Raw genomic sequence first — 12740 nt, forward strand, 5'->3', positions numbered from 1 at the left:
TCGTGAGCGAACTCATTCGCGTACCTGACATCGGCAGCGGTGAAGGTGAAGTAATTGAACTGTTTGTGAAGGTCGGCGACCGTATCGAAGCCGACCAGAGCATCCTGACGCTTGAATCGGACAAGGCCAGCATGGAAGTGCCCGCGCCGAAGGCCGGTGTCATCAAGAGCCTGAAAGTGAAGCTGGGCGATCGCCTGAAAGAGGGCGACGAGCTGCTGGAGCTGGAAGTCGAAGGCGCCGCTGCGGCACCTGAAGCGCCAGCGCCCGCTGCTGCCCCGGCAGCGGCTGAAAAGCCTGCCGCCGCGCCGGCTGCCGAAGCGGCTCCCGCGCCCGCTGCGGCGCCTGCCGCTGCCAGCGTCCAGGATATTCATGTCCCGGACATCGGTTCCTCGGGCAAGGCCAAGATCATCGAAGTGCTGGTCAAGGCCGGCGACACCGTCGAAGCCGACCAGTCGCTGATCACCCTGGAGTCCGACAAGGCCAGCATGGAGATCCCTTCGCCGGCTGCCGGCGTGGTGGAAAGCGTCGAGGTCAAGCTGGACGACGAAGTCGGCACCGGTGACTTGATCCTCAAGCTGAAAGTGGCCGGTGCCTCGGCACCTGCCCCTGCTGCTGCGCCTGCTGCCAAGGCTGAGTCGGCCCCGGCTCCGGCTCCAGCCGCCGCGCCTGCCGCCAAGGCCGAAGCGGCTCCCGCCCCTGTCGCCGCTGCGCCTGCGCCAAGCGGTGCCAAGGTGCACGCCGGCCCAGCCGTGCGTCAGCTGGCCCGTGAATTCGGCGTCGAGCTGTCGGCCGTCGGTCCAAGCGGTCCTCATGGCCGCGTGCTGAAGGAAGACGTGCAGGCCTACGTCAAGGCCATGATGCAGAAGGCCAAGAACGCACCGGCCGAAGGCGCCACTGGCGGCGCGGGTATCCCGCCGATTCCGGCAGTGGACTTCAGCCGCTTCGGTGAAACCGAAGAAGTCGCGATGACCCGCCTGATGCAGATCGGCGCGTCGAGCCTGCATCGCAGCTGGCTGAACATTCCACACGTGACTCAGTTCGACCAGGCTGACATCACCGAACTGGAAGCCTTCCGCGTCGCACAGAAAGCCGTGGCCGAAAAGGCCGGCGTGAAGCTGACCGTGTTGCCGCTGCTGCTCAAGGCTTGCGCGCACCTGCTCAAGGAATTGCCGGACTTCAACAGTTCCCTGGCCCCAAGCGGCAAGGCTGTGATCCGCAAGAAGTACGTGCACATCGGCTTTGCCGTCGACACCCCGGAAGGCCTGCTGGTACCGGTCATCCGTAACGTCGACCAGAAGAGCCTGCTGCAACTGGCTGGCGAAGCCGCTGCCCTGGCCGAAAAAGCCCGGAACAAGAAGCTCACCGCCGACGACATGCAGGGCGCCTGCTTCACCATCTCCAGCCTCGGGCACATTGGCGGCACCGGCTTCACGCCGATCGTCAACGCGCCGGAAGTGGCGATCCTGGGTGTCTCCAAGGCCACCATCCAGCCAGTCTGGGATGGTAAAGCCTTCCAGCCCAAGCTGATGCTGCCGCTGTCGCTGTCCTACGATCACCGTGTGATCAATGGTGCGGCCGCTGCACGCTTCACCAAGCGCTTGAGCGACCTGCTGGGCGACATCCGCACCATCCTGCTGTGACACCGAATGGCCCTCCTCGCGGAGGGCCCTTTGGGATTCGTTTTCCGAGCGCCACGCTCGTACCTCAACCCCGCCCGTCTGGCGGGGCTTTTTTTGTCTGCAATTCAAGTCAGGTACATCGGTGCAGGATGTGCCGACCTCATCGCGAGCAAGCTCGCTCCCACAATGGATTTGCGGCGCTGCCCAGCATTTGAAACTGATGAGGACCCCTGTGGGAGCGAGCCTGCTCGCGATAGCGGCAGGTCAGGCGACGCGGTAATTCCCTACTGCGCAAGATTCAAATAACTACACCCCCTGTAGTCATTGCCTACAACGTGCGCCCCCTTCCCTATGGATATTTACGACACGCCAAGCCTTAGCATCGAACCGCCAAGGCATCTTGATGCGTGCCCCATTAAACTTCGAATGGATTCGAATATGTTCAAACCTACCGTTGGCCCTATCGTCGGCCACACCACGACTCACCATGCGCGGATATTCCTGCGCGGCGACCACGCCAACAACAGGGTCTTCGCCGGGATTCGCCACAGGCGCCAAGGTGACACCCGCTGGTCGCAAGGCCAATTCGTGCAATTGAAGGCTTACCGCGACATGACCGCTGTCATCGTGCTCAAAGGTCTTCGCGCCGATACCGCCTACGAATACCAGGCGGGCTGGTTCAGCCCCATGCGCCCGACCCATACCGCGGCGACCGTGGGTCAATTGCTATTGCCATGGCCCGGGGAGGTTTACCACCTGCATACGCCGTCCGGCACCGACAACACTGCTCGCAGTTATATCGTAGGCTCCTGTCGCTATTTGCAGATCGTCGGCGACGTGCCGTTGCTGCCCGGGCTCGGTGACCGCATCTTCGCGAGCATCAACCACCTCGTGAAGCGGGCTGATCCGCCGATCAGTGCCGTATTGATGACCGGTGACCAGGTCTACCTCGATGACCTGAACAGGGTCGCCCCGGACCGCAGCGCCCGGGACATTCTGTTCAAGTACCGCACGGCCTTTTCCCTGCCGCACATCAGGCGGTTGATGTCCAGCGTACCGACCTACATGATCCTCGATGACCATGAAATCGAGGACAACTGGCCCGCCAATAAAGAACCGGACGATGAGCGTCTATACGCCAACGCCCTGGATGCCTATGCGCTGTATCAGGCCAGCCATGGCCCGGCTGGCGAAGACCTGGACGACGCAAGCCCAGGCCGATCGCCGCAACGATTTTGGTACCTGTTCGCTCACGGCGATATCCAATGGTTCGTCACCGACAGCCGGACCCGACGCAACCTGTCGGCGGCTGACCGGCGCATTCTTGATCAGGAACAGGAGCAGGCGCTGCTTGAATGGCTCATCGGTAGCACTGCCCGGGTCAAGCTTGTCGTAACGAGCGTCATGTTCTATCCCGATCGCAAACTGGATGACGGAGACGCCTGGCAAGCTTTCCCGAACCAACGCCTGCGCCTGATCGAAGCCATCCGCACGCACCGGATCAAAAACGTGATTTTTGTGTCCGGCGACGTGCACGGCTCCCTGACCAGCCGCCTGGTTCATAGCCAGGATCCTGATTTCGCAGTCCACACCATCGTTTCCTCGCCACTGTGCAACAGCCTGCTGCTGCCCTACGCCACAGCCTCGAGTTTCATTATCGGCGAGCCCATGGCCAAGGCAGCGGACGGCGAGTATCGATATGAACTGACCAGCAAGGTCATCAGCCAGGACAATTTCGCTCAGCTGCGAGTAACGACCCAGAGCATTCAAGTGACCTTTCATGACCGTGACGGCGGCCCCTTGGAGGTCGTCGATATACCGTTGCGCTGACCTGCGGTGGCACCACGAATGCCTCTGATCGGCTGGCCACTGGAGAAATCCGCTGATCGGCCGATAAAAGGTTTATAGCACTTGGCCTTCATGTCTCTTGTCAGCCAGTGCCGCAATGATGCAACCTTGCGGCAATCCGTAATAACGAGGGCGTCAGCCCGGCGCGATCAGCATCTTCGAAGCGAGTTTCCCTCATGAAAAGCCAACCCGATGCCGCCAGCCGTATGGCGGCCGAGGTAGTGACGCAGTTACCGGTGCCCTCGCGGCTCGGTATGCTGCGTTTCGAACGGCTGAATGAAGCAAGCTGGGCGCTACTGTTTCTCGATCCCAACTGCGAACGTTACTTTGGCCTGCCGGCCGTCGAGCTGTGCTCGCTGGTGAGCTCACCCTACGCCAGCCTCATGGAGCCGGAAGCACGCTACCAGTTGCACGACGCGATCCAGCAGCAGTTGACCCAGGCCCCTCATTACCAGATCCGCTACACGCTGCACACCGCCAGGGGCCCGTTGAACCTCCTGGAAACAGGTGAAACCTACAAACAGCACAACCGCCATTTGCTGCGCGGCTATCTGCTGGTGGTGGACAGCCTGCTGCCGACCGAGCCCTCCGTGCCGGCGCTCGATCTGGAAACCCAGAACTCGCGCCTGCAGATCGCCCTGGAACTGAACCAGCGCGCCCAGCAGGAGCAGCTCCAGCACCTGGACCGGGTGCGCGCCCAACAAGACCTGATCCTGCTGCTGACCCGCCAGCGCTATAGCGCCAACAATTCCTTGCAGGAAGCCGCCGAGCTGATTACCCGCAGCGCCTGCGATATCTACCAGATCGACAGCGCCAGCATCTGGAATCTGGAGGACGGCAAACTGCTGCCGATCTCGGCCTATAACCGCGCCTCCCAGGGATATTTCCTGCCGGAAGTGATCAATGCCAGCGAGTTTCCAACTTACATGGAAGCGTTGCAGACCTGCCGCGCCATTGATGCCCACAACGCGATGCGCGACCCGCGCACCCGCGAGATGGCCGAGAACTTGCGCATCCGCGACGTCAACGCGATTCTCGACGCCAGTATCCGTATCGACGGCCAGGTGGTAGGCGTCCTGTGCCTGGAGCAAGTGGGCGCCACCCGCGCCTGGCAATCGGATGAAATCGCCTTTGCCGGCGAACTGGCGGACCAGTTCGCCCAGGTCATCAACAACCACAACCGGCGCACCGCCACCAGCGCCCTGCACTTGTTCCAGCGCGCGGTGGAACAGAGCGCCAACGCGTTCCTGCTGGTCAACTGCGACGGCGTGGTGGAATACGTCAACCCGAGCTTCACCGCCATCACTCAGTACACCACTGAAGAAGTCCACGGTCAGCGCCTGTCCGAGCTGCCGGCCCTGGAGAATCTCAGCGAACTGCTCTTCGACGCGCCGTCGGCCCTGGCCCAGAGCAACAGCTGGCAGGGCGAATTCAAGAGCCGGCGCAAAAATCTCGAGCCCTACTGGGGCCAGCTGTCGATTTCCAAGGTCTATGGCGACAACCGCGAACTGACCCACTACATCGGCATCTACGAAGACATCACCCAGACCAAACTGGCCCAGCAGCGCATCGAACGCCTGGCCTACACCGACAACCTGACCAACCTGGGCAACCGCCCGGCGTTCATTCGCAATCTCGATGAACGCTTCGCCCGGGACAGCGACTCGCCCATCAGCCTGTTGCTGGTGGACATCGACAACTTCAAGCGCATCAACGACAGCCTCGGCCACCAGACCGGCGACAAGCTGCTGATCAGCCTGGCCCGACGCTTGCGCAACAGCCTGAGCCCAAGCGGCAGCCTGGCGCGGTTCGCCAGTAACGAGTTCGCCGTGCTGCTGGATGACACCGGCCTGGAAGCCGGCCAGCAGATCGCCAGCCAATTGCTGATGACGCTCGACAAGCCGATGTTCGTCGACAACCAACTGATCAGCGTGACCGGTTCGGTCGGCCTGGCCTGCGCACCGTTGCATGGGCGTGACCCGCAGACGCTGATGCGCAACGCCGGCCTCGCCCTGCACAAGGCCAAGGCCAACGGCAAGCATCAGGTCCAGGTGTTCACCGAGGCGCTGAACGCCGAGGCCAGCTACAAGCTGTTCGTGGAAAACAACCTGCGCCGCGCCCTGACCCAGAATGAACTGGACGTTTTCTACCAGCCCAAGCTGTGCCTGCGCAGCGGTCGCCTGCTGGGCATGGAGGCGCTGCTGCGCTGGAACCACCCGGAAAAAGGCATGATCCGTCCGGACCAGTTCATCAGCGTGGCCGAGGAAACCGGCCTGATCATCCCCATCGGCAAATGGATCGCCCGCCAGGCTTGCCGCATGAGCAAGCAATTGACCGCAGCCGGCCTGGGCAACCTGCAGGTGGCGATCAACCTGTCGCCCAAGCAGTTCTCCGACCCGGACCTGGTGGCCTCGATCGCCAGCATCCTCAAGGAAGAGCAACTGCCGGCCCGCTTGCTGGAACTGGAGCTGACCGAAGGCTTGCTGCTCGAAGCCACCGAAGACACGCACCTGCAACTCGACCAGCTCAAGCGCCTGGGCCTGACCCTGGCCATGGACGATTTCGGTACCGGTTATTCATCCCTGAGCTATCTGAAGAAATTCCCGATCGACATCATCAAGATCGATCGCAGCTTCATCCATGAAATCCCGGACAACCAGGACGACATGGAAATCACCTCCGCCGTGATCGCCATGGCCCACAACCTGAAACTCAAGGTCGTCGCCGAAGGCATCGAGACCGCCCAGCAGCTGGCGTTCCTGCGGCGCCACCGCTGCGACGTCGGCCAGGGCTACCTGTTCGACCGGCCAATTCCCGGGGCAGAGCTTGTCGAGAAGCTCAAGCGCTACCCGCGCGGCCCTCTTGTCTGACAGCCGCTTATAGCGAGCAGCGGCTTTTCTGAGGCACACTGACGGTCTATTTCGCTCAATTCAACCTGACTGAGAGGACTGATGATGGTCTTGCGCTCGGAAATCCTGGTGAACAAAAACGTGCTTCCTACTCCTGATCAAGCTCTACCTGGCCGTGAAACCCCGATGACCGTGCCGGAAAAACACTTCGTCCTCGACGCACCACTGCTGGGCCCATTCGTGACCAATGTGGATTTCGCGATCTTCGGCCTGGGTTGCTTCTGGGGCGCGGAGCGCAAGTTCTGGCAACGTGAAGGCGTGGTCAGCACGGCGGTGGGTTACGCGGGCGGCTTTACGCCAAACCCGACTTACGAAGAAGTCTGCTCGGGCCTGACCGGCCACAGCGAAGTGGTGCTGGTGGTCTACGAGCCGGAGAAAGTCAGCTACAACGAACTGCTGGCGATGTTCTGGGAACTGCACAACCCGACCCAGGGCATGCGCCAGGGCAACGACATCGGCACCCAGTACCGCTCGGTGGTCTACTGCACCACGCCCGAGCAGCTGGAAGCGGCGAAAAAGAGCAAGGAAGTATTCCAGGCTGAACTGACCAAGGCCGGCCTAGGAGAAATCACCACCGAAATCGACGAAGCGCCGACCTTCTACTTTGCCGAGGCGTATCACCAGCAATACCTGGCGAAAAACCCTGAAGGTTATTGCGGGATTGGCGGTACGGGCGTGACCTGCCCGATCTGATCGTCAGGCCCTGAAAAGCATCGCGAGCAAGCTCGCTCCCACAATGGCCGGGGTCGAACCCATATAGTGAGTACACCCCAAGCCCTGTGGGAGCGAGCTTGCTCGCGAATGCGGCCTGACAGTCGGCCAGGGGGGCGGTTGACTGGGTACATATCCGTTGCTGCGGTAACGGCTGCCTAGGGTTCCGCCCTTACGGCGGGTCACTTTTGGAAAGAGCCGGGAGCCGGACCAGCCAAAAGTAACCAAAAACGCTCTGCCCCACCACTTGGCACCTCGCCCAGGCTCGGTGTGCCCTCACTCCGGCATTGCTCCGTGGGCCCGCCGCGAAGGGCCATCCCTGGCCCAGCGCGGCTATCCCGGCATCCATGCCGGGATGCCCACTCCACAATGCCTGCGTTCGGCCAGCGTGGTTAACGGGGCGCCTCAGATCAAGATCAAGATCAAGATCAAGATCAAGATCAAGATCAAGATCAAAAGCAAGGCGGCCTGATTCTCGCGGGGGTACCCCGGTTTCATTGTGGGAGCGAGCCTGCTCCGGGCGGCGATCCGACGAAGGCGGCCTATCAGGCGCCATCAATCAGCTTTCGGCAATCAACCAATCCATCTGCCAACCACCCTGGGTCTGCCCGAGCTTCCTGGATAACCACGGGAGCAATTCCCGCAGTTCTTCCTCAAGCCCCCAAGGCGGATTGGCAATGGCCAGGCCGGAGCCGTTCAGGCTGTTCGGCGTGGCCAGCGGATGCACCAGCAATTCCACCCGCAACAGCTTCGGCGCGCCGGTGCCGGCCAGGTCCTGATAGAAGCGACGCAACATGCGCTGGTCCTTCACCGGGTACCAGATCGCCGCAACCGTCTGGCGCATCCGGCCGATGGCCTCCTTGAGCGAAGCGGCGCAGCGCTGCATCTCGTCGAGCTGTTCAAAGGGCGGATCGATGAGCATCAGCCCGCGCTTCTCGCTCACCGGCAGCAGAGCCCGCGGCACATGCCAGCCTTCGCCCAGGTGCACCGCCACGCGACGATCACCCTTCATGTTGTCCTTGAGCAGAACGCCGTCTTCGGGATGTTTCTCGTTGAGCAGCACCCGGTCCTGCGCCCGGGTCAGGCGCCGCGCCAGTTCCGGTGAGCCTGGGTAATAGCGCAACTGACCGTCCGGGTTCATCTCGTGCAGCACCTTCATGTACTCGGCGGTCAGCGGCGGCAGGTCATCCTGGCCCCACAACCGCGCGATGCCTTCCAGATATTCGCCGGTGCGATTGGCCTGGTCGCCCTGCAAGTCGTACAGCCCGATGCCCGCGTGGGTATCGAGGTAGGCAAAGGGCTGCTCCTTGCGCGACATCAGGGCAATGAGGCGGGTCAAGGTCAGGTGTTTGAACACATCGGCGTGATTGCCGGCGTGGAAGGCGTGGCGATAATTCATGGCGGCTCCTGCGAAGGCCGAGGAGTTTACCTTGAAGCGTGCCGAACGTCAGGGGTTCGCAGCCGAGCGGACGAACAGACCCGTGGCGAGGGAGCTTGCTCCCGCTGGGCTGCGCAGCAGCCCCTTACAACGAGCCTCAATACGCCAACAGATCGCAGGCGCCCTCCTTGCAGCGCTCGCATTCCTCGCAGAACGGCGCGGGGCTTTTCAGGCTGAGGATCTGCGCATGGCTAAGGGGCGAGACCGGCGCGGCGGCGAGTTTTTCCGCCGCGCCGGGCGCAATGGCTTCGGCGCCCATGGTTGCCATCGGCGCACCACCGACCTGGATCGGTGCGCTGCTGAAGATTCCGCCCGGACCGATGTTGATCCAGTGCCCACCGGCCTGGATGGTCGCGCTGGCACCACCCTCCAGCACGATCTGCCGGCCGGCACTGACATGAAAGCCTCCCACGGCGCTGATGGCTTGGTTGGCCACGCGGATATGCCGATCGCCCGTGACCAGCAGGTGATCGTCCTGGCGGACCTCGACCTGACGCCGACCTGCGGTGATGCGCTGCTCGTCGTTCTGCAGTTCATGCCGCGACAAGCCGGAGACCACGATGCTGCGCTCGTGATCGACCTGCACGCGCTGGTCATGCAATACGTGCTGGGTCCAGTTGCGCTGGGCCCTCAGGTAGATTTCCTCGGCACCCTTGCGGTCCTCGATGCGCAACTCGTTGTAGCCACCGCCACCGGGGCTGCTCTGGCTGCGCAATATGCTGCGGGTCTTGTCCGCCGGCAGGTCCAGCGGTACCGGGTTGGCGCCGTTCGGCAGACAGCCCACCACCAGCGGCTTGTCCACGTCGCCCTCCATGAACCCCACCAGCACTTCCATGCCGACCCGGGGAATCATCACGCCGCCGTAATGATCGTGTGCCCAGCCGCTCGCCACCCTCAGCCAGCAACTGGAATGCTCGTCACGCTTACCGTCGCGATCCCAGACCAGTTGCACCTTGACCCGCCCGAACGCGTCGCAATGGATTTCGCTGTCCGCCGGGCCGGTCACCACCGCGGGCTGGTAGCCGTTGACGGACGGCTTCCTGTGTTGCAACGGCGGACGAAAGAACACTTCACACGGCATCGCGAGGAAGCTATTTCGGTAGCCCTGGAACTCATCCGCGCCGACAGAGGCGTTTTCTTCCAGCACCTGCGGCTGGCGGCCATGGTGGTCAACCTGCGTCAGCAACCAGAGGTCGTTCCATTGCGCCCGGGGATGCTCCTTGATACACATGAAATGTCCGCTGGCAAAGGCGCTGTCATCGCTGCCACCCTCCGCCAGGCGCTCATCGCCCGCCTGCCGTTCGAGAGCATGCTGGGCCAGATGCTGGCCATCGTCGCGGTCGGTGAACTGGCCGGGGTAGTGATAACTCTCCAGAACGGGAAGTTGCTGATTGTCGATGTCCGCCTGCAACGAGAGGCCCGGCTTGCGAAAATCGTAGTCGCGCAACATCACGGCGTTGGTGCGGGTCTGCAACCGCACGGCCAGGCGCTTGATGGCCGGCGCGGCGGCAGCCATGCCGCTGCCGGGCAGATACAACGTGGGCTTGGGTAGGCGCGGGAACACCCTCTGGTCGTCGCCAAATATCAGCAGGTGGCCGTCAGGGCTGTGTCGGAAGTGATAATGGATGCCGACTTCGGCGCAAATCCGTTCGATAAAAACCAGATCGCTTTCGTGGTACTGCACGCAATATTCACGCTCGGGGTATCGTCTGCCGAGATCGGTGAACTGGCAGGCATCGGCGAGAATACCGTGGTCCTTCAATACGCGAGCGATGATTTCCGGCACGCTCAAGTGCTGGAAAATCCGCTGGTTGATGCGATGGCGCAAGTAAGCCAGGCGAGGCACCAGGCTGACCTGATAACGGCTCAGCCGCTCGCCTGAATCGCCTTGGGCGACGCTATAGACCTGGCCGTGTATCCCGCCACCTTGGTGACCGAAGCGCAGATAAGCCTGACGATGCAATAGATCTTCAAGCACCAGGTCGGGCCGCTCGCTGACCAGCTCCAGATCAAAGCGATAGGGCTGGCTGACGGCTTCCGTGCCCTTGAACTCAAGGACCTGCAATTCATTCGGGCCGCTGTCGAATGTCAGCGTAAAACGTGGCGAGTTGGCAGGCGCGAACATCCGATGTGCCTCTGCGAAAGGGAGGCAAACGATTCTGCATGAGCCATGACGGATTGGACCGATCGGCGGAAAAAACAGATTTGCCTTACAGACGACGGGGACAAAGTTGCACAAAACAAACGTATCGCCTGACATCGCGGTTTGGCAGAGCCTGTCAGGCAAAGTGAGGTAACGGCGGAGTCTCTCCAACAATCGGGCCGGGGCGCCGCCAAAAAAAACGGCCCGCCTCCATAAGAGACGAGCCGTTTTTCAAACCTGCAGACGAGCCATGAAGGCCTCGCCGAGTGGCTTATTGATTCAAGCGGAAATCCTTCTCGGCCGCTTCGAAGCGCTGCAGCATGCCGGCGGTTGGCGAACCCATCTTGCTGACCACGTAGATCGCCAGGCTGGCAAAGATGAAGCCAGGGATGATTTCGTAAAGGCCCAGCAGCTCGAAATGCTTCCAGACGATTACGGTGATCGCACCCACCAGGATCCCGGCCAGCGCGCCGTTACGGGTCATGTCTTTCCAGATCACCGAAATCAGTACCACAGGACCGAATGCTGCACCGAAACCGGCCCAGGCGTAGCTCACCAGGCCCAGCACGCGGTTTTCCGGGTTGGCGGCCAGGGCGATGGCGATGACCGCTACCAGCAGCACCATGAAACGACCTACCCAGACCAGTTCCAGCTGGGAAGCGCTCTTGCGCAAGAACGTCTTGTAGAAGTCTTCGGTCAGGGAACTGGAGCACACCAGCAGTTGGCAGCTCAAGGTGCTCATCACCGCCGCCAGGATGGCCGACAGCAGGACACCGGCAACCCATGGATTGAACAGCAGTTTCGCCAGTTCGATGAACACACGCTCAGGGTTTTCGGTTACCGGACCGGCCACTTCAGGGTGCGCCGAGAAGTAGGCGATACCGAAGAAACCGACGGCAACGGTGCCGCCCAGGCACAGGATCATCCAGGCCATGGAAATACGACGCGCCTTGGCAATCGACTTGACCGAATCTGCCGCCATGAAGCGCGCCAGGATATGCGGCTGGCCGAAGTAGCCCAGGCCCCAGCCCATCAGCGAGATGATGCCGATGAAGGTGGTGTTTTTCAGCATGTCGAACGACGTAGGGTCTTTCGCTTCGATAGCCAGGAAAGTGGTATCGACGCCGCCGGTGGCCAGCAGCACGATGATCGGCGTGAGGATCAACGCGAAGATCATCAGCGTGGCCTGCACGGTATCGGTCCAGCTCACGGCCAGGAAACCACCGATGAAGGTGTAGGCGATGGTCGCGGCGGCACCGGCCCACAGCGCGGTCTCGTAGGACATGCCGAAAGTGCTTTCGAACAGACGGGCACCGGCAACAATGCCGGAAGCGCAGTAGATGGTGAAGAACACCAGGATCACGACGGCGGAGATGATCCGCAGCAAACCGCTCTTGTCTTCGAAGCGGCTGGCGAAGTAGTCCGGCAGCGTCAGCGCGTCACCGTTGTGCTCGGTCTGCACCCGCAGGCGCCCGGCCACGAACAGCCAGTTCAGGTAGGCACCGATGATCAGGCCGATGGCGATCCAGCTTTCCGACAGGCCGGACATATAGATGGCGCCGGGCAAACCCATCAACAGCCAGCCGCTCATGTCGGAGGCACCGGCAGAGAGCGCCGTCACGACACTGCCCAGGCTGCGACCGCCCAGGATGTAATCGGAAAGGTTGTTGGTGGAGCGATAAGCCATCAGGCCGATCAGGACCATGGCTGCGATATAGATCACGAAGGTGATCAGGGTAGGATTGCTGAAACTCATGAGTACGCCCTGGCTTTGTTTTTATGGTGCGGTGGCAGTTGAAAACCCGGACAACGCAGACGTTGTACCGACGTTTTGTGGACCCGCGAATTTATGACTGATGTTTCCCCAGGAAAGCCACCAGCCGATGCCCCTCGGCGGAAAGCCGGTTGCACCTTGGCCGCGAATGCTATTCAACAAATCAAATAAGGTGCAACCAGTTTCGTTCAAATAAGTTGCACCTAGTCGGAATATTCGTACGGAAGGAGACTTTTCGCACGCTATTGGTGCAAACAAGGGTGATTTTCGGCTCAGTAGCGCACCAACAAAGTGCGAA

At 61.5% G+C, this 12740-nt stretch carries 8 protein-coding genes; 5 read left to right on the forward strand and 3 right to left on the reverse strand.

What is annotated here, in order from left to right; all coding sequences use genetic code 11:
- Positions 1-2: 2 nt before the first annotated feature.
- The 5 genes from aceF (at position 3) to J3P96_RS25525 (ending at position 7559) form a co-directional block, all read left to right on the forward strand.
- Positions 3-1640, forward strand: a complete 1638-nt coding sequence (gene aceF, locus J3P96_RS25505) for a dihydrolipoyllysine-residue acetyltransferase (protein WP_434653884.1) — start codon at positions 3-5, stop codon at positions 1638-1640.
- Positions 1641-2057: 417 nt separating this feature from the next.
- Positions 2058-3449: an alkaline phosphatase D family protein gene (locus J3P96_RS25510; RefSeq protein ID WP_434653886.1), complete on the forward strand. Its 1392-nt coding sequence runs from the start codon at positions 2058-2060 to the stop codon at positions 3447-3449.
- A gap of 194 nt (positions 3450-3643) precedes the next feature.
- The gene (locus J3P96_RS25515) at positions 3644-6337 is read left to right on the forward strand and encodes a putative bifunctional diguanylate cyclase/phosphodiesterase (RefSeq protein ID WP_434653888.1); all 2694 of its coding nucleotides are present in this window, start codon (positions 3644-3646) and stop codon (positions 6335-6337) included.
- 84 nt (positions 6338-6421) lie between these two features.
- Positions 6422-7069: a peptide-methionine (S)-S-oxide reductase MsrA gene (gene msrA, locus J3P96_RS25520; RefSeq protein ID WP_434658328.1), complete on the forward strand. Its 648-nt coding sequence runs from the start codon at positions 6422-6424 to the stop codon at positions 7067-7069.
- A 265-nt stretch (positions 7070-7334) separates the two neighbouring features.
- Positions 7335-7559: a nucleoid-structuring protein H-NS gene (locus J3P96_RS25525; RefSeq protein ID WP_434658371.1), complete on the forward strand. Its 225-nt coding sequence runs from the start codon at positions 7335-7337 to the stop codon at positions 7557-7559.
- Between the two features lie 87 nt (positions 7560-7646).
- Here J3P96_RS25525 and J3P96_RS25530 read toward each other — a convergent pair whose 3' ends face one another.
- The 3 genes from J3P96_RS25530 to putP form a co-directional block, all read right to left on the reverse strand.
- Positions 7647-8486, reverse strand: a complete 840-nt coding sequence (locus J3P96_RS25530) for a 23S rRNA (adenine(2030)-N(6))-methyltransferase RlmJ (RefSeq protein WP_434626420.1) — start codon at positions 8484-8486, stop codon at positions 7647-7649.
- A 136-nt stretch (positions 8487-8622) separates the two neighbouring features.
- A complete protein-coding gene (tssI, locus tag J3P96_RS25535) occupies positions 8623-10650 on the reverse strand; it encodes a type VI secretion system tip protein TssI/VgrG (RefSeq protein ID WP_434653889.1) in 2028 nt (675 codons plus the stop codon).
- A 289-nt stretch (positions 10651-10939) separates the two neighbouring features.
- On the reverse strand, positions 10940-12424 hold the full coding sequence (gene putP / locus J3P96_RS25540) for a sodium/proline symporter PutP (protein ID WP_434653890.1): 1485 nt from the start codon (positions 12422-12424) through the stop codon (positions 10940-10942).
- Positions 12425-12740 lie beyond the last annotated feature (316 nt).

The sequence above is a fragment of the Pseudomonas sp. R3-56 genome (assembly GCF_051132075.1).
Classification (GTDB): domain Bacteria; phylum Pseudomonadota; class Gammaproteobacteria; order Pseudomonadales; family Pseudomonadaceae; genus Aquipseudomonas.